Consider the following 24,254-nt stretch of genomic DNA (forward strand, 5'->3'; position numbering starts at 1 on the left):
AGATAATATTAGTAGGAGAGCTTAATGAGAAAAGAAGAAGCAAAGTTTGAAACGAAATTTTTTAGTGAAGCTGGGACTAAGGGGAAAAATAATGATTATTTTGGATATACTCAGCTGGATAATTATGCGATATGGGTAGTGGCTGATGGATACGATGAAGAAGCTGGAGCTGATGTGGCTGCAAAATTAGCGGTAAGTTCTGCAATAGAATATTTTATGTTACGTCCACGCTTTAATCCAGAAGTAATTAAGGAAATAATGGAATATGCAAATTTAAAAGTAAAGGAAAAACAGGAGGAAACTGAAAAATATTCATTAATGCACACTTCCCTTTTAGTTGTAATAAGTAATTATAATTCATTTTTATACGGAAATGTTGGGAATACAAGGCTTTATCATTTGAGAGGTGGTTATGTGATTTCTCAAAGTAGAGATGACACAATAGCTCAGCTTCTTGTGGATGAAAATGCACTTGATATGAATGATATGAAGTATCATAGACAAAGAAATGATTTGCTTCAGGCAATAGGAGATTTTGGAAAGATAAAGCCAAATATTATAAAAAATCCTGTAACACTTCAGGAAAATGATATGCTATGTTTAACAACAATAGGATTTTGGGAAAATATTGATGAAAGGGAAATGGAAGTTGAAATTTCAAGATACCCAAACAAAGATAGCTTATTAAGATCATTGGAACATAAAGTTATGGCAACAACAAGAGAAAGTGTAGAAAACTATACTTTTGCACTAGTAAATGTGGAAAAAGTGGCATCACCTGAACCTGTTGAAAAGGATAAGAAGAAATTTTGGATAAAAGTTGGATTAATATCTTTAGCAGTTCTAGTAATAATATTGTCCTTGACATTTTGGAATATAAGTAAAAGGAATAATATTATAAAAAGAGCGGCAGTATACGAAGAACAGGCAAACGATGATATTGTCAAAAAAGATTTTAATAATGCGATAGAAAGTTTTAAGCTGGAAAAAGCGGAACTTGAAAAATTGAAACCGAAATCTAGAGGAATAATAGGATTTTTTACGGGAGCTAATGGTAAAAGAGCTGACGCTGAAAAAAGAATAAGTGCTGTAAACACTAAAATATCTCAGACTTCAAAATTGCAAAAGGCATTTCAGGACATAAATGAGGCAAATCAGCTATTTAATTCAGGAAATTATGACGAAGCGTCAAGAAAATACCAAGAGGCAAAATATGTTTTGGAAGAAAATACTTACAAAAAGGATGAACTTAATACAGATGAAGTTTTAACAACATTAAATGCAAGAATAGATTCATCTAGTAAATTAAAAGAAGCTTTAGCAATTGAAACAGCGGGAAACCAGGCTTTTTCAGCAGGAAACTATAATTTGGCAAAAGAAAATTATAAAACTGCTTCAGAACTTTATCTAGTAAATGGACGTGCAGACTATGTTGCAAATATTGAAAGAAAAATAGCTGAAATAGATGACAAGGCAAAAACAGAATATAATGGGGCAATGCTGACTGAAAACCAGGCTGACTTATTATCCCCAACAGATACGAATAAATCAAGACAGTCGTATTATCAGGCAAGACAAATGTATCAAAGTCTAGGAGATACTGCCAAGGCACAGGAAATAGACAATAAGATAAATGAATTAAATGCAAGACAGATGTCAAGCCTTCAAACAGCAAATAATATGGTTCAAGAAGGATTAAATCAAATAACTGCAAATAATCCCTCTGAAGCAATAACATTGCTTACAAAAGCCAAGAATATTTATCAAGGGTTGGGAGATAGCAATAATGTAAACAATGTAAATAAATTTATTTCACAAGCTCAGGAATTTATTAAGTTTGAAAGTAAGAAAGACGCTGAATTAAAACAAAAAGAAACTGAGATGAAAGAATTAGAAACAAGAAATGCAGAGGAATTAAAACAGCAACAAATTAAGGAACAACAGGCAATAGCGGCAAAAGAAGCAGAAATTGCGGCTAGGCAGCGGGAAATTGAACTTGAAAAACAAAGAAGAGAGAAAATTGCACAAAGTATAGAAAATGCTACGAATTTAGAAATGCAGGCCGATCAGATGTTTACCTTAAAAAGATATACAGAAAGTATAGCTAAATATAATGAATCTAAAAAAATCTTTGAAGAATTAAAATCAGCAGGAGATTTTGATGATCAGACTAATAAAATAGACTATTTAGGGCAAAAAATCACTAGAACAGAAGGATATTTATATGAAGAGCAGGGAGACGATGAATACAAGAAGAAAAATTGGCAAGAAAGCCAGAAAAAATATCAGCTGGCAGCAGATAATATGAAATTAACTAATGAATCAAATGAAATTCAAAAAGAAGTAGAAAAAAAACTAAAAAAAGCAACTTCAAAAGCTGGGAAAAAATGGTGGCAGTTCTGGAAATAAATACAGCTTTAAGAGGATTTAAAATATAAAAGTTGTTTGATTTAAAAAATTTGAGGAAGTGGTTTTATGAATAAAAAGGCAGTTCCAGTAGGGGTGGAAAACTTTGAAAGAATAATAAAAGATGGATATTATTATGTGGATAAATCATTATTAATAGAAAAAATGATTGAAAATAGAACTCCTGTAACACTTTTTACAAGACCAAGAAGATTTGGAAAAACGCTTAATATGTCAATGCTTAAATATTTTTTTGATGTTGAGAACAAAGAAGAAAACAGAAAACTTTTTGAAAATTTAAAAATATCTAATAGTAAATATATGAGTGAACAAGGGAAATATCCTGTAATATTTATTTCGTTAAAGGATTTGAAAGCGGATACTTGGGAAATGTGTCGTTTAGAAATAAAAAAAGTAATTTCAAAACTTTATCGTGAATTTCAATATATTACAGAGAAGATGGATGAAGATGATAAAGAGATATATAATTCCATTAAAAATAGAAAAAATGATATTGATCTCAATACTTCACTGGAACTTTTGTCTGATTTTCTTTGTGAATATTATGGGAAAAAAGCAATAGCTTTGATAGATGAATATGATTCACCAATAATAAATGCTTTCGATAAAGGCTATTACAATGAAGCAATAGAATTTTTTCAAGTATTTTACAGTTCTGCATTAAAGACAAATGATTCATTGAAATATGGCATTCTTACGGGAATAACAAGGATTATAAAGGAAGGAATTTTTTCAGGATTAAACAATCTTTATGTGAATACTGTACTCAGTAAAAATTATGCAGAATACTTTGGGCTTTTGGAAAGCGAAGTAATTGAAATGCTTGATTACTTTAATATGAAATATAAAATTGAAGAAGTAAGAAGCTGGTACAACGGGTATCTTTTTGGAAATGAGCAAGTATACAATCCATGGTCTATTGTCAATTATTTAAGAGAAAAAGAAATAAAATCATACTGGGCAAATGTTTCTGGAAATACACTTTTAGAAAATATGCTTGATAACGCTGGAGAAAGTGTTTATGCTGATTTAAAGAAATTTACTGATGGGGAAAGTGTTGAAAAATATATTTCGGATGGAACTACAATAAAAAGCCTTTTGAGCAGTAATGATGAAATTTGGCAGTTGTTTTTATACAGCGGGTATTTGACAAAAGCTGAGGAACAGATGGAAATTGATGTAATGTCAGAATACACGAATATTTATAATTTGAAAATACCAAACAGGGAAATAAGAAGCTATTTTGGAAGCCTGTTTCTTAACAGGTTTTTTGGAACAGAAGTGAAAACAAACACTTTAATAAAAGTACTTGAAAATGGAGACATTAAAAAATTTGAGAAAACATTAGGTGAAATAATGATAAATATGTTAAGCCATTTTGATCTGGATAGTGAAATGGAGAAAATTTATCAGGTGTTTATGATAGGGCTTGTCGGCTTTCTAATGGGAAGGTATGAAATTATTTCAAATAATGAAAGTGGATATGGAAGGTACGATTTGGCAATGATACCAGTAAAAAGCAATGAAAAAGCTTATCTTATGGAATTTAAAATTTCAAAAACTGAAAAAGGAATGAGAGCAAAGGCAGAAGAGGCTTTGAAGCAAATAGATGAGAAAAAGTATGATACAAGGTTGAAGGCTAGAGGAATAAAGAATATTTTGAAGATAGGGATAGCGTTTTATGGTAAAAGTGTGAAGGTTGTTAGTAAATGAAAGTGTGAAGTTGATTGATATTTTAAAAATAATAATTTTGAAAATAGAAAAGTGTAAAAGGAGATAAATGATTGAAATGAATGATAATTTAAATAACCAAAAACCAGTGGAATTTTTTTCAGCAGAAAGAATAAAAATAGAAATTGATGGACAGCAGATACTTTGGAGAGATATGAAACTGGAAATTGATTCGAGGATAGGGAAACATACGATTGGGAAAATAAAGTATATTGGTTCAGCAAACCAGTTAAGTTTATACGATGCCTTGATAGACAGGAAAGGGGATAAGGAGATAAAAATACTAGGAAGAAGTAATATTGCTGATAATACTGGAAATTCAACAGAAAAAATATTTCTAAATGGAGTAATAAATGAGTTGCAAATAAACGAAACAACAGCAGGAGCTTTGACAGTGGAAATTACTGCAATTTCAAAAAGTGTTCTTTTGGATAGAATACCGAGATACCGTTCGTTTCAAGATCCAACATTAACTTATTCAGCGATAGCGGAGGAAATAAATGGAAATTATGGTACAAATGATGGAAAAATTGTAAATGTTGGTGAAGATATGCAGGCAGTACCAAGAATGACAATTCAGTATAACGAAACAGACTGGGGATATTTGAAAAGAATAGCCTCATATACAGGACAGCCAGTAATGGCATACTCAGACAAGGTATTTGTAGGATTTTTCAAGAATATGCCAGCACAGATACCAAACTTAAAGTATTCTCAATTTGGGAAAAGAACAAAAGAAGAGAGAACATATTTTAAAATAACAGGGACAGAAGTATATCCAGTGGCAACACCAATAAAATTAAAGACTAGAAACAGAGTATCAGGAGAAGAAGTTGAAAATGATTACTATGTCCTTGAAAATAAAATTTATAACGAAGGAAATACGTTAAAATGTGAATACATACTTGGAAAGCAGACAGATTACTTTGTAGATCCGATACCACACGAAAAGATAAGAGGAGCAGTAATAGAGGCAAGAACAGTACATATTGCAAGAACAGATGAGAGCAAGAGTGAGCATGGAAGGACTGACGGAAGTTCGGATAACCTTGAGGGCAGAACTATGGGAATAAAGCCTGTGAATATCTATGTTGCCGAAGAACAGGAAAAAAACAATAATAGAAGTCAGGAAGTAAAAGCAAGCGATATTGCAGTTATGACAGTTGATTTAACAGAAGGGCTGAGAAAACTGGGAGGAGCAGTGCAAAGTGAAGCAGATAAATACGCAGGAAAAAGCTATTTTCCATATGTAACACCATATAGCCAAACAAACACAGGATTTACACCAGCACCAGAAGCAAATGACAGAGTAGCACTTTATTTTCCAAGTGAAAATGAAACGCATGCTTTGGTAATGGGAGCGGTAAATAATAATGGTAATGGGAGATTTACTAATCCTGATAAAAGGAACTTTACATTAGGGCCAAGTCAGGCGGCTAGAGGAGGAACACCTGCGAATGAAGGGAAACCGATGTATAATTTTACTTTGGATAGTGAGAAGTTTATTGTTAGTGTTGGGAGTATTATTAGTCTTAATTCTTCTGGAACAGTTGGGATTACTGGAGTAAAAAATGTTGGAATTACATCTTCAGCCGCTTCAATTGATATAAATGCAAAACAGAATATAAGTGAGACAGCAGATCAGAATGTAGTGATAACAGCAAGCAACGGTATGGCAAAGATGAGTGCAAATACATATGCAACAGTTATTTCTTCGCAAGATGCAGAAATATCGGGAAGTAATAGTACTAATGTAGGGTTTAGTGCAGGTAAAAAATCAGTAACAACAACTATAAGAGGAGATACTTTGACAGCTGAACCTACAGATGAAGGGACATTTGGTAGTGCAGGTGCGTTGGTTACTGTTGTTGGAAGTGATGTGAAGATAAATGGATAAATATAGAATAAGTGGTAAGAATATAATATTTTATAAAAATAAAACTTATACATTAGATTATGTATATAGTATAGGTATTAAGAAATATGAAAATAGAATAGATTTAGAAATCTATAAAATAAAAGAAAATTCTATGTTTTCATTTTTTAAAGAACTTAATTTTCTAAATATGATTGATAAAATAAGTTTTAAGTTAGATGAATTTGATAGAGTGGTAGGAGTTAATAATTATGAAGATTTAAAAATTAAAATAAGAAGTAAATTGATATTACTTGAAATAAAACGTCCGAAACTAGAGGAAATAATAGAATTTTTAGATCAAAAATTAGAAAAAGTAGAAGATTTTTTAGATTCAATATTTGAAATAGATTTTATAGATTTTTTATTTTGTGGGAATTTAGAAAAAAGAAAAAATAGAAATTTCTATGGAGTTAAGCCAGTAGAAAATTTTGAAATATTAATTGAAATGAAAAAAGAAAATTCTCAAGAAAATTTTATTTATAGTTTAGAAAAAGAATCCTTGAATAAAAAGTTATTAAAATATTATATCAATAATGAAAAAATACCTAATTATTTTGTAGAAGGTAAGGGGGTAAAAATTTATTTAAATAATGTACTTCAGTCTGCAAAACTAGAATTAAGAAGTGGAGAAGAAGAAAAATTTGAAAGAGAAATACACTTAAATATAGAAAAGGAATAGAAAATGTCTAAAAAAAATGAAGAAATAACAATGCCACAAGCATATATAGGAAATCAGATTCATATATGGTGTGAGAGAGGTGAATTTGGGCAACCATTAAATGTAACAAATAATAAGAATGTTACAATTCAAGGAATGAAAATTGCTACTGAAGGGGATAATACAGTAGGAGAAAATATTACAATTGGAGAAGATGGAACTGTATTTGGAAATTGTGAGAAAGGAGGGAAATGCCAACTATGTTTTGGACAAAAAATAAAATGGGAAGAAGTAAATGACAATGTAACAGTTGGAAATTTTAAAACATTAAATGGAGCGAGCTTCTTTAGATGCCCATACCATAGTGATGAAATGATAAAAATTTCGGAACATAATCAAAATCAGTTTGATGGGAAAAAAGCTCGGGAAGATGCAATGCAGGAAAGTGAAAAAACACCAAATCCAGCAGAATTAATAAAAATGCTATGGGATTGTATAAAAAATCCAGAGTTTTGGAAAGCAATGCGTGATGAAATAGGAAAAGAATTAGGACATTTAAAAGAGTTGTTTGATTTTCAGGGGCAAAAAGGGAATGAAATTTTACAAAATTTTGATAAATTTATGGAAAATCCTAATCTTGAAACTTTTGGATCTTTATTAAAATCAACAGGAGGACTTTTATTAGAAAGTTCTGGAATGGGAATACGAGGAACTGTAGCAATTTCAGAAGCATTAGGAAACAAAGTTCAAGAGTTGTTAAAACAGGGTGTTCCCAAAGAAAGCATTAAAGAACAGATGCTTTCGTTTGCAGAAGAAAGTGTGGACAATTATGTAGATCAAATGTATGTCGGCACTGATAGGAGATTATCTCCAGAAACAGATAAGTGGCTTAGAGATACCTATAAACAAATTGTATTGGGAGAAGGTGCTAAAAATAGTACCTTTGTAGGTTCTGGGATTGAAATAGGATTAGGAAGTGTTCCTGAAATAGCAGTAATTATGGATGCTAGAGATCTTGCTATTAACTTAACTGAAGATGATTTTTGGGGACAGGTTTATTCTTTTTTAGGACTTTTGGGAAGTTTGGGAGATCTTATAAAGAAATCACCTAAATTATTGAATAAAATAAAAGATTTACTGCAAAAATTAGACAAATTTGCGGATGCTAATAGAGGACAAAGTAAACTATTAGATGCCATTGCTGATGGGACAAGGGCTGGTATAAAAGGTGTGAAGGCAGCTAGAGAATTAAAGGCTGCAACTAAAGCGAGATTAATACAAGCAATAGCAACTTTGATTCCTGCTAAAATGATAGTTGCCAAAATGAAAAAAATTGAATATTTTCTACAGTACCTGTTGTGTAAATTAACTAAAAATGGTTGTTTTATTGCTGGAACATTAGTGAAAACAGAAAATGGATATAAAAAAATAGAAGAGATTCAGATAGGAGATAAAGTTTATACTCTGAATTTGAAAAACAAGAAATTTGAGTATAAAAAAGTTTTATATACTTTAAAAAACTATACAGAAACAATTAGAACTTTGAAGTTTAAAAATAATGTTAAAGTAAATTCTACAATTGATCATAAATATTATAAGTTAAATGTAGGTTTTATAGAAGCTGGTCAATTAAAAATAGGAGATATTATTTTAAATGATAATTTTAAAGGAACAAAAATAATTGATATTAAAGATGAAACTTTTTTTGAAAAAGAAGTTTATAATCTTTATATTGAAGACAATCATAATTATTTTGTAACAAAATTAGGGTTATTAGTTCACAATGAAGCAAAAAGTTATGAAGAATTTGAAGAATGGTTAAGAGATTTTATCAAAGAAATGATGGAAAGAAAAAATACAGGGAAACATAGAAATACAGTTACATTAGAAGATAAAATGAATGCCATAAAAAAATGTTTTACAAGTGAAACAAAAATTTTAGGTTTAGAGAACAAAAATATTTCTCAAATAGAACTTTATGACAAAGTATACTCTTTTGATGAAGAAAAAAATAAAATTGAGTTAAAGCAAGTAGTTAATTTATTTAAGCATAAAACAAATAGTACGATAGAATTATTTCTAAGTAATGGTGAAAAAATAAGTACAACGAAGGAACATAAATTTTATATACAAAATAAATATATTATTGCAGAAGATATAAAATTGGATACAAAACTATTTACAGTAAATAATGTAGAAATAAAATTATTGGAAAAACGAGAAATTTTTTATGAAAAAGAAATTTTTGTTTATAATTTTGAAGTTGAAGGAAATCATAATTATTTTGTTGGAGAAAATGGAATTTTAGTTCATAATGAAAAAGAATTTTTTGATGAAAATAATCTAGATAAATTATTTGATGGTGAGAAATTAACACCTCTTGGACGTGAACTTAAAGATAATAAGCCGAAAGGTTCTCCTGAAATAAAAGAATGGATAGAAAGACATTCTGAAAATAATCCAAAAAAATATAATAAAGGTGGATTTTTTGCAGTATCAGATGATAGAACAAAATATTTATATGGTTGGGATGATAATGGAGATATAACTTTAGGTATGGTGGATGTGAATGATGGTTATACAACAATTTCTGGTCATATAGGAGATCCTATTAAAGTTCCTTATGCTTCAAGAAATCATAATCGAGATTTTGGAAAATTCGCTGAAGATATAAGAGAAAATACAAAAAAAATTATAGAAAAAGACGGTATTAATTTAGCTGAATCTAAAAATGAAATATATTTAAAATTAACCCAAAGTGACAAAGATGATATTATTGATTATTTAAGAGAAGAAGGCATTGTTATACATCATGCAAGAGACAACAGAGATTTTGATTATACTTTTGAAATGCAAGAAACAAAAAGGCATAATGCTAACAAAGGTGGTGTGGCACATAAAGGGCCACAGGCATTAGATGGAATGAAAAGAGGAGAATAAAATGGAAATGAATAAAGAATTGAATTTTATAATAAGTAAGAAGTATATAGAAAAAAGAACAGAAAAAAGTAAATATTTCACAGAAGAATTTTTTAAAAAATGTGGAATTAAAAAATATAGATATTTATTAGAAGATTATAATTTTATTGAGTTTAATGACGCTACTTATTGTAGAAAAGGAGAAAATAAAAATCCTGAAGAAGATTATTATATTGATGGTTTATGGTTAAAAGATAAAAATGTTGAATCTAAATTAAATTTTCTTATGGAATTGGATGAATATTATCAGGAAACGGGGGAATATGAAAAATTAGGAAGACCTGATTATTATTTAACAGATAATTTAGTACCATTTTCAGGATTATGTGACTACATATTTATTGATAAGACTACATCAAAAATATGGACTGCAATTCAAGATGAAGACTTATCAAATATGATGGAAACAATATACAACTGGGAGCTAATAGCAGATAATTTTGATGAATTTATAGATAAATTATATTATATTCCAGATGAAGACACAAAAGAAAGAATTAGTGAAGAACAAGTAAGAAATTTAATTGATGTGTTATCAAAAAAAGAAAAATAAAATTATTGATTAAGGTACTGTAAATTTAAATTACAGTACTCTTACTTGAAAGAAGGAAAAAATGGAAATAAAAAGAGCGAATTATAATCAAAAAGTAGGAGAAATTTTTAATATAAAAGAAATAGATGGACAGTTAGTTTTATTTGATGATAATGAAATTAGATATAATGGGAAATTAGAATTAGAGTATGAAAATGGGCAACTACATTCTGAAGGAATGATAAGATTAGGGTTAAAAGATGGGCAGTGGAAAACTTATTATCAAAATAATCAAGTAAAAATAATTGAAAATTTTATATTAGGAAAAAGAGAAGGGATGTATGAAGAATTTTATAAAGAAAATATCAAAAAATTGGAATTGAATTATAAAAATGACGTTTTTTATGGAAAATATAAAAGATATTTCAAAACAGGAGAAATTGAATTAGAAGGATTTTATAGAGATGGCTTAAAAGAAGGAAAATGGATAAGTTATCATCAAAATGGAAATATTTATTCTAAAGCTAACTATGTTCATGATAAAATTGAAGGAAAAAGCATAATTTATTCGGAAAGCGGAAATAAAAAATATGAATTAAATTTTGTTAATGGTAAAAAGAATGGAGAGATGAAAGAGTTCTTAGAAAATGGTAATTTAAAATTAGTTGGAAATTATAAAGATGATTTTGAGGAAGGAAATTGGTTTGAGTATAATGAAGAAACGGGAAAAATAAAAGAAAAATATGAAATGAAAAATAATAAAAAAAATGGAATTTACAAAATTTATTATACTAATTTTGATGAAAAAGAAATAACTAATCAAGAAAATATTGATGAAACAGGAGTTATTTATGAAATTTATAATATGAAAAATGATAAGGAAGAAGGTGAATATAAACAATTTTATTTAAATGGAAAATTAAGAGAAAAAAAATTTTTTAAAGATGGAAAAATTGAAGGAAAAAGATATTTTTTTCCAGAAAATGAAAATTTTGTTTATGAAAGTTTATATGAAAATAATAAATTAATAAATGAAAAAAGATATTATAATAATAAAGAAAAGAAAGTTTTTTCAGAAGAGTTTTTTAAATATAACGGGAAAAATATTTTTAGAGTTATTTACCATTTTGATAAAAAATTAAATATAATAAGGAAAAATATATTTTTGAATAAAAACCTTTTAGAACAAATAGAATATGATGAAAATGGAAATATTATTTATTCTAAAAAATACAGAAAAAGATTTTCTAGTGAAGAAGAACTAGAATTTGATTTAGAAGCAGAAAAAAACTTTTTGAAATCTTTAATTACTTACCAAAAATAAAGCAGGGAAAAGATGTTGAAAAATTAAAATTAGAGAATATATTGCAAAGAGTAAGACAAATAGATAAAGATGAAATGCTTAGAAGAATAAAAGATTATCTAAAAGAAAATAAAATAGAAATGGTAAAATTTAATGACGGTTCATTGAGGACAAATGAACATGTCCTGGAATTTTTTGAAGAAAATTTGAATAAATATGTAGAAATTGAGAGAAAGAAAAATAATATTGAAAAAAAAGAAGAAATGGTTTTGGATAAAATAAGTGATGATGATAGAAAAATCTTGATACAACCTAAAGAAACAAAGATAACACAAGAACAGATTACTAAAAAAGAAGCCGATAAAAAATTTGATGAAACACGAAACTGGCTAGGTTCAAGAACAGAAAGAACTTTGTACAAAGGCAGTGTATTTCCAGTAAGCAGGTTTATCGAAAGGATAAAAGACTTTGATACAGATTTAAAAGAAAGGGTGTACAGGTTTATAGATTCGTATACAAAGGATTGGATAAGCACAATAACATTTGATACAGGAGAAACATATGAGTTGGAGGAAGCGTTGAAGAAGTTCAGGGAAATAATGGGATTGCCTAAAGAAGAAAAGTAAAAAAATCAATAATAGGATAAAATAAAAATGAAAGAAGTCTAAAAAATAAATTGCTAAAAATGAAGTGAGAGGAAGAGAAAATGGATAAAAAAAGTTTAGAGAATTTACTGAAGTCACGGGCATTAGAAAATATGTCGGATGAAGAGAAGGTGGCAATAAATCATGCAAGTTTTGAATTACTGCAGGAGCAGCATGAAAGAGTGAGTTCACTTATTGAGAGGGTTGCGGATTCACTAAATGGGGAAGTTATAGATTATAAAATTGGAACTGTGTTGCTGGACAGGGAGGAAGTGAGACTTTTTGAAAGGGAGATTTCTCCGATGTTTTTGAGTGATTTAAATAAGAAGGTTTCAAAAATACTGTTCGACGAGAATACTGAAGAAGAAAGGGTGTATAAGACTGTATTTCTTGATATGCCTTATGAAAAGTTGAAGAAAATTGATGAGGAAAAAATAGATGGGGAAGCAACAGATGAATTTGGAAACAAATATAAGGTTGGGTTTAGGTTGGTTAAAGAGGAGAAGTATATAAAAAAATTGAGGGAAATGTCTGAAGTTATACAGAGAAATAATATAAAATGGGAAAATATTTATTGTCCTTTTGCATATAAGGCATTTTCGCTAATAGTAGAAGATTTTTCAGAGAGTATAAATAACATAGAGAATTTTGATAAAGTAAATATAAAAGTGGATTTTCCTGAAGAAATAAGGAAAAGTATGATAGAAAAAATATTGTGCTGGAATATAAATGAAGAAACTGAATACCCTGAAATATTGGTGCGTCCATCGGAGGAACAGATTTATTATGAACATATATTGGAAGAAAGAGATGAGAATGTGCTTGTGGACAAAAGTACAAGAAATTTTGAATTTTTATACAGAGATGGGGAGTTTATAAAGATAATAACAAGCAATATAAAGTATGAAAGATTAAAACTTTATTTTATAAAAAATATTGATTTTAACTTTGCAAAAAAAGTTAGACTGTATGGAAATATAAAAAAATATAATAGGCAAAATAATCAGAATACTGAAATGGTTTTAATATTAAGAAGCATAGCGGAAATGAATAATGTATTACAGCAATATGAAGTATTTGATGATTACAGTATAGAGGGATTTTCTGATAAAAATAGCAAGATTATTGAAACATATGATTTACAAATTAAGAATAGGGATGAGTTTTTATTGAAAAATAAAAGAAAAAGATTGTATTTGAGATTGAAATATGTAAAATCTAAATATAGTTCGGATATAATTAGCTTTATGAAAGGAGTTTTGGAAGAATATCTAGTAGATTGCGACTGCATATTTACTGAGTTCTAATTGAAAATTATGGAAAAGATAGAAGAATTGCTGGAAAAATCATTGGTAAAACTTGTGGATGAAAAGGACAGGGTTTATTTGAGGGAAGAAATAAACGAATTTTATAATTATTTTATGGAAAAAATAAATTTGGATATGAGTGATGTGGAAAAGGTTGTGGAAAAGTATTTTGACAACAAAAAGGAATATCCGATATACACGATTCCTATTCATAAAGATGAAATAGCGGAATATGACGATGAAATGAGTCCAGTTTCTCTGGAACTTGAAAATGTCGAAAAAGATGAGCATATATTGGAAGAAATTTTAATAACATCAGACAATAAAAATTTGAAAAATGTAGAAAATAAACTATATTCTGCGACAGTAAAAATAAATAATGAGGAATATAAATTTAAGGTAAGATTAAAAAATACAGATAAATATGTAAAAAAGGAAAAAGAGCTTTATGAAATGTATGAAACAAATAAAATTCGTTGGAAGCCATTTATAATGCCATATAATACGAAATTTTACAATGTAATCTTAAAACTGGAAGATAATAAAGAACTTGATGAAAAGATATTGAAAAATATAAATCTTGGGGAGATAAATTATGAGTTTCCTGAAATAGAAAATGAATATTTTAGGGATTATGTCCTTATGTGGAATGTATTTGAGAATAACATAACGACAAATACTTATCTGCTGAGGGAAGATGAGGGAATGTATGTACATCAGACAACGATACTGCAAGAAGGACAGACGTTTATAAATACAAAAGACAGCAAAGGAGCAATAACCGAGATAATTTTTAAAGAAAATGGAATAGTGGAAATAAATTCAAAACTAAAAAATATAGAAAACTGGTCAACTTTAACAGTAAAAAATATTCGTAGTGAAAACAGGTACAATGAACAGAAATTTGAATTAATATCAAATAAAATGAATAAAAATATGCTTAACAGAATTAGACAAAAATATAAAAATAGAATTAGAAGTGAACTGGAGATATATAGATTGGCAAATGCTTATGAATATTTAGGAGAAATAAAATTAAAAAGAGTCGAAGTAAATGGATATTTAAAAGAATTTGATTATTTTGAAAATAAATATGGATATGTAGTTGATGAAATATCAAGGGAAATCGCAAAAACATTTTCAAAGGATAAGCTTGTTATTACGATAGATTTTCCTGAAAATATGACTTTTAAACAGGATAAGATAGACTATTTCTGTTCTGTAATAAACTTTTTCTTTCCAGAATATGAAATTATAGTAAAGTTTTCTTAAATTTTTTGAGAATAAGTAATAATTAAGAATAAAAAAGGAGTGATATGAAATGAACAGTATCTTGCAAAATCAGAAACCAGTAGAATTTTTTTCAGCAGAAAGAATAAAAATAGAAATTGATGGGCAGCAAATATTGTGGAGGGATATGACTTTAAAAATAGATTCAAGAATTGGGGAGCATACTGTTGGGAAAATAAAGTACATAGCTTCTTTACAGCAGATAAATATTTACGATGCCGCAATAGACAAGGATGATGATATTAAAATTATTATTTCTGGAAGAAGTAATATTTCCAATGAAAATGGGGATTCCAATGATAAAATATTTTTAAATGGAATAATTGACGATATTAAACTTTCTGAAATTAAGACAGGCTCTTTAGTAGTGGAAATTACCTGTATTTCTAAAAGCATTATTCTTGACAGGATACCAAGATACCGTTCATTTCAGGATCCTTCATTAACTTATTCGGCAATAGCTGAAGAAATTAATAAAAATTATGGGGCAAATGGAGAAAAAATAATAAGCGTGGGAGAAGATATGAAAGAAGTCCCAAGAATGACAATCCAGTATAATGAAACAGACTGGGAATATCTAAAAAGACTGGCTTCATATACAGGACAGCCAGTAATGCCTTATTATGATAAAGTCCTAGTTGGATTTTTGAAAAATCAGGCTGTGCAGACACCGAATACAACATATTCCCAATATGGAAAAAGCAAGAAAAATAAAAGAACAATGTATAAAATAACAGGAACAGAAGTATATCCTGTTTCAACCCCAATAAAATTAAAGACTAGAAACAGGGCAGGCGGAGAAGAAACTGAAAACGATTATTACGTTATAGAAAGCAGAATATATAACGAAGGAAATACCTTAAAATGTGAATACACACTTGGAAAACAGACAGACTACTTTGTAGATCCAATACCGCATGAAAAGATAAGAGGAGCCGTAATAGAGGCGAGAACAGTACATATTGCAAGAACAGATGAAAGCAAGAGTAATCATGGAAGAAATGATGGAAGTTCGGATAATCTTGAGGGAAGAGCAATTGGAGCAAAACCGCTTAATAAATATATAGAACAGACTGAAAATAATCAGAATGAAAATGTAAAAGAAAGAGTTAAAGCAAGTGATATAGCCGTAATGACATTAAATTTAACGGAAGGATTGCTAAAATTGGGAGAAAATGGGCAGTCGTTTGAGGATAAATATGCTGGGAAAAGTTATTTTCCTTATATAACTCCATATAGTCAAAGTAATACAGGATTTACACCAGCACCAGAAGTAAATGATAGGGTAGCACTTTATTTTCCAAACGGGAATGAAACACAGGCAATAGTGCTGGGTGCGGTTAATAATGATGGGAATGGTAGGTTTACTGATGTGGCTAATAGGAATTACCATGTTGGAGATTCGGACTTTAATATGATGTTAGCGAAAGATAAACTTTCAACAATAGCAGAAAGTTCAATTTCTCATACATCGAAGACCATATCCGAAAATGCAGATACTATTTTTGAAAGTGCAAAAAATATTGTAAATATTTCTGATGAATATTTGGAAATTATAGAAAAAGAAAAAATGATAATTGCTTCTGATATATCTCAAGTTGCACAAAATAAAACAAATATTATATCAAATGGAGATACAGAAATAACTTCAGACGGCTTTTCTGTAATAAATGGTGGTATAAATGTACTTCTTAATAAGTAGAAAGGATTTTTTATGGAAAATACTTTATATTATAATAGTTATAGATTTATTTTTAAAGAAAAAACTACAGGAAAATTAAAAACAAATATTTATGAATACACATCTAATATTTTTCTTGATGAAATAGAAATTTATGATGACAGTTTAGAGTTTGTATTATATGAAAAAGAAATAGAAATTTTATACAATAAAGAAAAACTTCGTTTTCCTCAAAATTTAATACCACGAATTTTTAGTACTTTAGTTTTATATTTTTATGCTAGAATTGGATATTGCAAAGTATTGAATATTGAAAATATATTATATAGATTAAGTATTATTGAAGATGCTTGTATAGGTAATCATAAATTATTAAATGAAATTAAGGAATATAAGAAAATTATTGAAATTGAAGAGAAATTATTTGCTTTTATAAATGAAACGGAAATAATAATGCTTCTATTTCGATTTCCATATTTTATAGATAAAAATAAAATTCTTATAAAAAAGGAGTTTTATTTAAAGACTTTGATAAATGAAATTTCAATTCCATTAATTTTAGATTCTACTACTAATGGAAATAAAGTTTTTATAACTGGGAAGATAAATACATTAAAACTTGGTAATTTTATTATTTTGGAAAAATTAGAAAAAATATATGGAATAAAGATTGAAGAATATCAATTGACATTTAATTATAAAATTATTTTTGGAGAAATAAATAATAAAATAGAAAAAATCAATAATAATATTACCTTAAAAATAAATGGCATAGAAAGAATATTGAAAGAAATAACGATTTTTAAAAATTAGAAAATAATTAAAAAAGGAGTATGAAAATGGAAAAAGATACGGACAAACGTTTAAAAAAATTTAGAAAAGATACTATGAGGGCTATGAAAGCTGAACTCCCTGATTTTATTGAATTAAAGGAATATTATTGTGGTATAAATTCATATGAAAAATATAGATATTTACAGGATAAAACACATGTCGCAATTCCTGTTGAGCATGTAAATGCCATAGTTTGTGATGACGCTAATCTTTTTTGTCCAATGGGAGAATATAAAGGTATGTTTGGTTTTGTAAAAAATTTAGGTAAAAAAATGATTACTTTCAATCCGACTCAGAAAAATGTTGCTCTTATGGAAGAAGATGTTATTGGAACGGTAGGAGATATAAATGATGAAAACTTTATTCCAGAAAATAATTTATATTGTAAAAAAACAGGAAGATTATGTGAAATAAATAAGGCAGTTGCTAAAAAAAGATGGAAACATGCCTCAACTATAAAAATTATAGGAGAAGATGCTCTTTTGACAGGAAGTATACTAGAATGTTCTATATGTCCTGAAGTGGATATTAAATTTACAGATAATGGACAAGGCGGGCATATTCAAACAGCTGATGTGAGAAGTAAATGGTTAATGTTTATAAATCCTACTACAAAAAGGATTCTAGATATTTACCTTACATTCAATCTTGTAAAAAGCATTGCTACGGGAGGAACTAAAATGGCAATTAATGTATTTAAAGGGGGTAAAATAGCTCTTAATTTTGGAAGTGTAAAAAAAGGAGTAGATTTTTTTTTGGGTGATGGAAGAAGTCTTATTCAAAAATTTTCAGGAATAGATGTATACAAGGAGTTTGTTGGTGGAGGAACCGATATTATGGTAAAAAATAGGATAGTTTCAAAAGAAGATGGAGAAGATTTAAAAGAATTTATACTTAATGTGACTGATAAAACACGAGAAATAGGTGATTATCATAAAAATATTGTTGATATAAGAAATAATAAAAAAATAGTAAATGAAAAATTTAATGTAGATAAAGAAAAAGTTAAAAAAGTAGTGAATTCTAAAGTTCCAAATGAGCCAATTGAAAAAAATAAGCCTGATGGAACTCCAAAAAGAAACGTCCAAATAAAATCTGGAACAGAACAAAGACAAAAAACAAAAAGGAACGCTGAAAAAAATGCAAGACAATTTCAGAGAGCCGAAGACAAATTAAAAAAGGAACAGGCAAACAAGAACATAAAAAAATCTAAAAAAGATATAATAGATTCTGCATTAGAAAAAGGAAGTGATGGTATAAATTACATTAAAAATTGGGGAATAAACTATTGGAATGATTATATGGAAGATGAAGCTAGAGTTCTTAGGATGATAGAATATTCGGAAAGGCCGTATGCTAAAAAAATGAAATAAAGGTATTTTTAGAAAGGAAGCGAGAAATGAAAAAAGTTTTTATATTCTTTATGACAATACTTATATTAAGCTGTTCTTCAGAAGTTGATAAAAAAATAGAGATAGCAAAAAAAGAAGTTTCAGAAAAATCTAACAAACTTACAGAAAATCAAGTTAAGATTTTTTTAGAAAAAGGAAAAGCAAATTATGAAGAGTTTCCAGAAGTATCCAAGATATATTTTGAAAAAATAGCTGATAGAAGTTTGGAAGCTAAGCGTTATCTAGCATATTATGAACGAGATTATAAAAAAAATCAGGAGAAATATAAAAGTATGTTGCTGGAATTATCATCAATGAATGATAGTGAAGCTATGATTGATTTAGGAAATCTATATATTAATACAGAAGAATATGAGGAAGCAGAAAAATGGTGTAAAATAGCACAGAAAGAGAATTATTATGAAGCAATGAATTGTTTAGGAAGAATATATAGTAGTAAAGAAGAGTATGATAAAGCTGAAGAGATATTTATTAAAATATTAAAAGATAGAAATGATGACAATGTAATGTACAATTTAGCTAATACTTATGTTCGTAAAAAAGATTATAAAAAAGCAGAAAAATATTACTTGAAAGCTATTGAAAATGGAGCTGATAATTCAGCATATAATAATTTGGGATATTTATATTACTATAAATTAAATAATTTGGAAAAAGGAGAAGAATATTTTTTGAAGGCAATTGAAATGAATAAGAGAGATACTAATCCTATGGAAAATTTAGCCAATTTATATTTTTCAGTAGGAAAAGATAAAGAAGTAGAGAAGTTATTGTTAAAGGTGGTAGAATTGGAGGAAAATGAGGAACATTTAAATAATTTGTTAAAATTTTACAATGAAATAGGAGAAAACAGGAAAGCGCAGAGAATTGAAAAAAGATTAGAAAAGATAAAGAAAAAGTAAACTTTAAAGGAAAAGGGATAAATAGTATGATTAAAGAATTTAAATATTATTCAGAGACATATTTATCAGAAAACGATATAATAACAAAAATTGATTCTGAAAAAGGAAAATTTGAAATAAAAAAATCTACAGACAATAAATGGGAAATAAATTATCATGATTTAAATAGCGAACTATTCAGTTCGGTAGATTTTTCTAAATATATTTATAATGAAATAAAAAATAAATATTTTTATCCTATGATTGTGGAATATAAAAATAAAATAATAAATATAGAAAATAAAAAAAATATATTAAAAGAATTAAATAATGCTACTTTTGAATATTTTAAAAAAATTCCACAAAAAATTAAAGAGACTAACCACGTATTAAAGACTTTAAAAAAAGGATTAGAATTAGAAAATCTTGAATATGAGATAAAAGAAAGTGTACTTTATTATTTATTTAAGTTTGATGATATTAAAAATAATCAACCTGCTAAAGAAGAATCAGAAACATTTGAAATTTATGATGGATGGCAAATACCTACTTTTATTGAATATAAAGTAGAAGAAATTGAAAATTACAGAAAAAAAATTTATTTTAACGAAAGTATTAATGAAAATAAAGTTTCGCGAAATGAGATTATAAGTATGTTTAGAGAATATTTATCTATTCCAATATATGAAATGTTTGAATTTAATTTTTTAATATCAGGATTTTATATTTTAAATTTAAATGAAGAAATTGAAAAGATAGAGGTAAATAAGGAAATCAAATTTTATAATATAATTACTTCTTCTAAGAGAGTATTAGAATTGAAAAAGTTTGATGAAAATATAAAAAACGATGGAAGAACATATGATGAAGCTGTTGGAGAATTATTTGAATATTTGGATAAGATGAAACATAAAAAGAAAATTAATAGACAGGAATTTGAAAATTTTGTGGATGAGATAGCGTTTTCAGAAAAACCTAAAATTTTTAAGACGTTGAAATGGTATATAGAAACAAATAAGATAGGATTTTTGGAATTTCTGGAAGGGGAAAGAGATAGGATATATATTTCAGAAAAAGATATTTTGAATACTTTGGGTGAATTATTTGAATACAGTAATTTAAAAAGATTGTCAGAGGAAACAAATAAAGTTGATAAAGTGAAAGAAACTTCAAAATTAGAATTTGAAAATGAAGAAAAAAAATTACCGAGAAAAGTGACAGAAAATCATAATGATAATATTTATAATTGGTTATTTTTTCTTTTAAAAAAAGATAATAACTCAATATTTCCTAAAAAAGAGTTTTTAGAAAAAATAAAATTTTTGGATGGATTTGAAAGAATGAGAACTTTTAATGTGATAAAATCGGCTGTTGAACATGATGGATATTGTGTAAAATTTGAAGAAGGCAAGACAATTGAAGGATACGAGGTTAAAAAGATTTTTGGGGAAATGCTGGGAATTGATGTTGAAGAGGAAGTTGTGGAAAAGGTGGAGAAAAAAGAAGTGGAAACAGAAGAAGAAAAGAAACTTACGCCACAGCAGTTGAGGAAGAAATATTTTCTTAAAAGAATGAAAGGGGGAGATAAATAGAAATAAGAAAGCGTGAAGGAATGGAAATGGAGAGATGGGAAGCGGTTGAGTTATAAAATATTTGAAAAAAAGTTTAATGAAAAGATAAGGGGAAAATTTTTAGAGGAAGTAAAGGAGATGGAATATAATGGATAATAAAAAACAGTATCAATATATATGGAATGTCATTTATGAAATGTTTCAGAAAGGAGAGGATATAAATAAGATAAAATATGTGTTGTCAAAGCAAATTTCACCATATATGGAGATAAATGACAAAGATATAAATTATTTTGATGAGGAGATGGAAATTGAGATAAATCCATTTTTGAGATTTAATAAGATTTTATCAAATATTATTGATATAAATATAAAAAAGGATTATGAGGAAGTTAGAAAGATAGTTTTTAATGTGATGGTGCATATATTGGCAAAACTTGATTTGTATGAGGGGATGAATAAAAAGATTATAATAAACCGTAAGATAGTTAAGGACTTGGAAGACGGAAAGTATGGGGATGAGATACAGAATTTGATAAAGGAGTTTGACAGGATAGAAAAAATAAATATTGCTAACACAATAAATGATATGTACAAACATTCAAACGGGATGTACGCTTTTGAGGAAATTATAAAGAAAATATACCCTGATTCGATAATATACAATAATAAGGTTTCAGAGGATAAACTTGTTATTTATATTAACAGCCAAAAAAATGAAAAAAACAGGAAAAAATTTAGACTGCTTTCAAAGTTATTTTTACCAATGGGATTAAGGACAAAAGTTTATTGGGAACATCATTTTGGAGTAATAGGAATAGAAGAAACAATGACAATTGAATCATCATCAATTTTTTAAAGTTGAAGAGAATTAATAGATAAAATGTAAAGGAAGGTAAATATTATGCAAATAACAAAAACTAAATATTCAACATATTTTTTTAGGGAACATCATAATACAGATCAGGAGGAAAATACATTTTCTGCATTTATTCCAGAAGGGAAAAAAGGATTTTGGATATTAACTGAAGATACTGAAAAGAAGGAAAATGTTGCAAAAATTGCAGTAATGGCTGTGGCTGAAGCATATTTTTCAAATAATAGCCTGTCAGAAGATAATATGACACATCTTCTTAATGTGGCAAATAAAGAAATAATTGAAAGCAAAATTAAGAGAAATATGGATTACTACAGTAAATTTTCAACATCAATAGTGGCTGCCGAAGATGATAAAATGATAGTTGGAAATATAGGAAATTCAAAAGTAAAGATTTTCCGTGATAATGAACTGATTGAAGAAATTGAGGGAGATACAATTGTAAGCCTTGATTTAAAAAAATACGATTATATATTATCGGGGACAGCTGAATTTTGGGAAATCGTAAATGAAAATGAAATATTGGACATGTTTATAAGAAATAGCAGCCGTTTTAGTTTTGAAAGTGAATTGAGCCAGAAAGTAAATAGTATAGAGGTACAGAGAAAAATTGAGATACCGTTTTTGTCTATTTTTATTGAAAATTTGGAAAAGGAAGAAGAGGAAGAATATACAGTAACTACTGTTGTGGAAAGAGTAAATCCACTTAATTACATACTTCCGATGTTAATAGCAGTATTTTTTGTCACAGCAGTGGGGAAGAGTATCTATAACAGTAGAATAGAAAAATCTAAAAAAGAAAAAGTGATTGTTCAGAAGCCATCTCAAAATCAACAATCAGAAAATATGGCAAAAATAAACACAACTGTTAAACCTGAAAATGTTCAACCACAAATTCCTGCTCCAGTTGTAGAAGAAAAAGTGGAAGAAACAGCTGTATTACCGCCACAAAACGAAGAAGAAAAAGAAATTGAAAAATTAGAACAGGAAAATCAAAGTAAGGCAGTGAAACTTCCAGAAATAAAAAGAGAAGCGAGAACATCTGTTAATCCTGTAAAAAAACAGCCAAAAAGAGAGAAAAATAATATAAATTTAAAACCAAAACCAAAATCAAAATCTAGAACAGCAAGAAAATCATATGATTCGCTTGATGAGGAAATTAGACAGAATTGGAAAAAATTGGGAAGAGATAATAACGGAAATATTATTTAATCAGAATATTTTATTGTATAGCAATTTTAGTTTAAAATAAGAGCAGAAAGTTGATTATAAACTTGTTAATGAAATAGAAATTTAATATTAGAAAAAGGAGTTTTTATGAATTATTTGCCAATAAATTATAAGTTGAAAAATAAATATGAAGTAAAACAGGTAATTGCAGAAAGTGATTTTTCAAATGTATATTTAACATTTAACAAGAAAAAAAGATATGTTATAAAAGAATGTTTCCCTTCACAGCTAGTTATTAGGGGAGCGAATCAGGAAGTTTTTACTAAAAAATATGAGGATAGATTAAAGGAAGTAAAGGAAAGTTTTGACAGGGAAGCGGAAATATTGGCTCATTTGCATAATGTGCTTGATTCAAACTCTAAAGGCAGAATAATTGAATTGTTTGATTATTTTGAGGAAAATAAAACAGTTTATATTGTCGAGGAATATTTTAATTTTCCAACATTAAAACAGTATATACTTAATGAAGAAAATGTGAAAGGTAAAGATATAAAAAAAATATATTTTGATATTTTAGATATATTTATAAAAATTCATAACGAAAAAATAATTCATAGGGATGTAAAGCCTTCAAATATATTAATCAATAAGAAAAATAAAATAAAAATAATAGATTTTGGATCAAGCATATATTTTGATGAAAAAAATGGGACATATATAAAAGTAACGGACGGATATTCTCCCCTTGAAATGTACTCATTAAAAGCTGAAAATGATGAAAGAACAGATATATATAGCCTTTCGGCATTACTATATTTTATGATAACTAAAAAGAAACCAGATGAAGTATTAAAAAGATTCTATAATCCTGAATTGATTTTTGATGAAGATATAAGTGAGGATATAAGAAAATTTATTGAAAAAGGAATGGAAGTAGAGATAAAGGATAGATTTAACAATGTTGTTGAAATGAAATCGGAATTTGAAAAATTAGATTTTAAGGACATTTAGAAATGTATGGAAGAAAAAATTTTTAAAG

General features: G+C 27.7%; 19 protein-coding genes. All 19 read left to right on the forward strand.

What is annotated here, in order from left to right; translation table 11 throughout:
• Positions 1-24: 24 nt before the first annotated feature.
• The 19 genes from FVE77_RS03710 to FVE77_RS03795 all read left to right on the forward strand — a co-directional run bounded on the left by FVE77_RS03710 (position 25) and on the right by FVE77_RS03795 (position 24,226).
• Positions 25-2,409, forward strand: a complete 2,385-nt coding sequence (locus tag FVE77_RS03710) for a PP2C family protein-serine/threonine phosphatase (protein ID WP_026747077.1) — start codon at positions 25-27, stop codon at positions 2,407-2,409.
• Positions 2,410-2,475: 66 nt separating this feature from the next.
• Positions 2,476-4,140 carry an AAA family ATPase gene (locus FVE77_RS03715; RefSeq protein ID WP_146967829.1) on the forward strand — a complete coding sequence of 555 codons (1,665 nt, stop codon included), beginning with the start codon at positions 2,476-2,478 and terminating at the stop codon, positions 4,138-4,140.
• A 67-nt stretch (positions 4,141-4,207) separates the two neighbouring features.
• On the forward strand, positions 4,208-6,055 hold the full coding sequence (locus tag FVE77_RS03720; RefSeq protein WP_232052954.1) for a hypothetical protein: 1,848 nt from the start codon (positions 4,208-4,210) through the stop codon (positions 6,053-6,055).
• Entirely contained in the window at positions 6,048-6,755 is a 708-nt protein-coding gene (locus tag FVE77_RS03725; protein WP_026747075.1) for a hypothetical protein, read from the forward strand. The genes FVE77_RS03720 and FVE77_RS03725 overlap by 8 nt, the downstream gene beginning before the upstream one ends.
• Before the next feature lie 3 nt (positions 6,756-6,758).
• Positions 6,759-9,674: a polymorphic toxin-type HINT domain-containing protein gene (locus FVE77_RS03730; protein WP_146967834.1), complete on the forward strand. Its 2,916-nt coding sequence runs from the start codon at positions 6,759-6,761 to the stop codon at positions 9,672-9,674.
• Position 9,675: 1 nt separating this feature from the next.
• Positions 9,676-10,266 carry a hypothetical protein gene (locus FVE77_RS03735; protein WP_026745128.1) on the forward strand — a complete coding sequence of 197 codons (591 nt, stop codon included), beginning with the start codon at positions 9,676-9,678 and terminating at the stop codon, positions 10,264-10,266.
• A 61-nt stretch (positions 10,267-10,327) separates the two neighbouring features.
• On the forward strand, positions 10,328-11,569 hold the full coding sequence (locus tag FVE77_RS03740) for a toxin-antitoxin system YwqK family antitoxin (RefSeq protein ID WP_146967836.1): 1,242 nt from the start codon (positions 10,328-10,330) through the stop codon (positions 11,567-11,569).
• Between the two features lie 41 nt (positions 11,570-11,610).
• Positions 11,611-12,174 carry a hypothetical protein gene (locus tag FVE77_RS03745; protein ID WP_146967838.1) on the forward strand — a complete coding sequence of 188 codons (564 nt, stop codon included), beginning with the start codon at positions 11,611-11,613 and terminating at the stop codon, positions 12,172-12,174.
• 80 nt (positions 12,175-12,254) lie between these two features.
• Positions 12,255-13,499 (forward strand): hypothetical protein, encoded by a 1,245-nt coding sequence (locus FVE77_RS03750; RefSeq protein WP_026746748.1) that lies wholly within the window; start codon positions 12,255-12,257, stop codon positions 13,497-13,499.
• Between the two features lie 9 nt (positions 13,500-13,508).
• Positions 13,509-14,771, forward strand: a complete 1,263-nt coding sequence (locus FVE77_RS03755) for a hypothetical protein (protein WP_146967841.1) — start codon at positions 13,509-13,511, stop codon at positions 14,769-14,771.
• 49 nt (positions 14,772-14,820) lie between these two features.
• Positions 14,821-16,491 carry a phage baseplate assembly protein V gene (locus FVE77_RS03760; RefSeq protein ID WP_026746746.1) on the forward strand — a complete coding sequence of 557 codons (1,671 nt, stop codon included), beginning with the start codon at positions 14,821-14,823 and terminating at the stop codon, positions 16,489-16,491.
• Positions 16,492-16,503: 12 nt separating this feature from the next.
• Positions 16,504-17,283: a hypothetical protein gene (locus tag FVE77_RS03765; protein ID WP_026746745.1), complete on the forward strand. Its 780-nt coding sequence runs from the start codon at positions 16,504-16,506 to the stop codon at positions 17,281-17,283.
• A 26-nt stretch (positions 17,284-17,309) separates the two neighbouring features.
• Positions 17,310-18,677 (forward strand): PAAR-like protein, encoded by a 1,368-nt coding sequence (locus FVE77_RS03770; protein WP_026746744.1) that lies wholly within the window; start codon positions 17,310-17,312, stop codon positions 18,675-18,677.
• 26 nt (positions 18,678-18,703) lie between these two features.
• Complete coding sequence (locus FVE77_RS03775) at positions 18,704-19,618, forward strand: tetratricopeptide repeat protein (protein ID WP_026746743.1); 915 nt, start codon at positions 18,704-18,706, stop codon at positions 19,616-19,618.
• Positions 19,619-19,644: 26 nt separating this feature from the next.
• Entirely contained in the window at positions 19,645-21,189 is a 1,545-nt protein-coding gene (locus FVE77_RS03780) for a hypothetical protein (RefSeq protein WP_026746742.1), read from the forward strand.
• A gap of 12 nt (positions 21,190-21,201) precedes the next feature.
• Positions 21,202-21,324, forward strand: a complete 123-nt coding sequence (locus FVE77_RS12970) for a hypothetical protein (protein WP_269472245.1) — start codon at positions 21,202-21,204, stop codon at positions 21,322-21,324.
• Positions 21,317-22,027 carry a hypothetical protein gene (locus FVE77_RS03785; RefSeq protein WP_026746741.1) on the forward strand — a complete coding sequence of 237 codons (711 nt, stop codon included), beginning with the start codon at positions 21,317-21,319 and terminating at the stop codon, positions 22,025-22,027. Before FVE77_RS12970 ends, FVE77_RS03785 begins: the two co-directional genes overlap by 8 nt.
• A 45-nt stretch (positions 22,028-22,072) precedes the next feature.
• On the forward strand, positions 22,073-23,257 hold the full coding sequence (locus FVE77_RS03790; protein WP_026746740.1) for a hypothetical protein: 1,185 nt from the start codon (positions 22,073-22,075) through the stop codon (positions 23,255-23,257).
• A gap of 105 nt (positions 23,258-23,362) precedes the next feature.
• Positions 23,363-24,226, forward strand: a complete 864-nt coding sequence (locus FVE77_RS03795; RefSeq protein WP_026746739.1) for a protein kinase domain-containing protein — start codon at positions 23,363-23,365, stop codon at positions 24,224-24,226.
• The last annotated feature ends 28 nt before the right edge of the window (positions 24,227-24,254 follow it).

This window comes from Leptotrichia hofstadii (assembly GCF_007990525.1).
Classification (GTDB): domain Bacteria; phylum Fusobacteriota; class Fusobacteriia; order Fusobacteriales; family Leptotrichiaceae; genus Leptotrichia; species Leptotrichia hofstadii.

Bases quoted from the DNA above. Each gene is read 5' to 3' on its own strand.
- FVE77_RS03710 (WP_026747077.1), top strand. From the start codon at position 25: ATGAGAAAAGAAGAAGCAAAGTTTGAAACGAAATTTTTTAGTGAAGCT.
- FVE77_RS03715 (WP_146967829.1), top strand. From the start codon at position 2,476: ATGAATAAAAAGGCAGTTCCAGTAGGGGTGGAAAACTTTGAAAGAATA.
- FVE77_RS03720 (WP_232052954.1), top strand. From the start codon at position 4,208: ATGATTGAAATGAATGATAATTTAAATAACCAAAAACCAGTGGAATTT.
- FVE77_RS03725 (WP_026747075.1), top strand. From the start codon at position 6,048: ATGGATAAATATAGAATAAGTGGTAAGAATATAATATTTTATAAAAAT.
- FVE77_RS03730 (WP_146967834.1), top strand. From the start codon at position 6,759: ATGTCTAAAAAAAATGAAGAAATAACAATGCCACAAGCATATATAGGA.
- FVE77_RS03735 (WP_026745128.1), top strand. From the start codon at position 9,676: ATGGAAATGAATAAAGAATTGAATTTTATAATAAGTAAGAAGTATATA.
- FVE77_RS03740 (WP_146967836.1), top strand. From the start codon at position 10,328: ATGGAAATAAAAAGAGCGAATTATAATCAAAAAGTAGGAGAAATTTTT.
- FVE77_RS03750 (WP_026746748.1), top strand. From the start codon at position 12,255: ATGGATAAAAAAAGTTTAGAGAATTTACTGAAGTCACGGGCATTAGAA.
- FVE77_RS03755 (WP_146967841.1), top strand. From the start codon at position 13,509: ATGGAAAAGATAGAAGAATTGCTGGAAAAATCATTGGTAAAACTTGTG.
- FVE77_RS03760 (WP_026746746.1), top strand. From the start codon at position 14,821: ATGAACAGTATCTTGCAAAATCAGAAACCAGTAGAATTTTTTTCAGCA.
- FVE77_RS03765 (WP_026746745.1), top strand. From the start codon at position 16,504: ATGGAAAATACTTTATATTATAATAGTTATAGATTTATTTTTAAAGAA.
- FVE77_RS03770 (WP_026746744.1), top strand. From the start codon at position 17,310: ATGGAAAAAGATACGGACAAACGTTTAAAAAAATTTAGAAAAGATACT.
- FVE77_RS03775 (WP_026746743.1), top strand. From the start codon at position 18,704: ATGAAAAAAGTTTTTATATTCTTTATGACAATACTTATATTAAGCTGT.
- FVE77_RS03780 (WP_026746742.1), top strand. From the start codon at position 19,645: ATGATTAAAGAATTTAAATATTATTCAGAGACATATTTATCAGAAAAC.
- FVE77_RS03785 (WP_026746741.1), top strand. From the start codon at position 21,317: ATGGATAATAAAAAACAGTATCAATATATATGGAATGTCATTTATGAA.
- FVE77_RS03790 (WP_026746740.1), top strand. From the start codon at position 22,073: ATGCAAATAACAAAAACTAAATATTCAACATATTTTTTTAGGGAACAT.
- FVE77_RS03795 (WP_026746739.1), top strand. From the start codon at position 23,363: ATGAATTATTTGCCAATAAATTATAAGTTGAAAAATAAATATGAAGTA.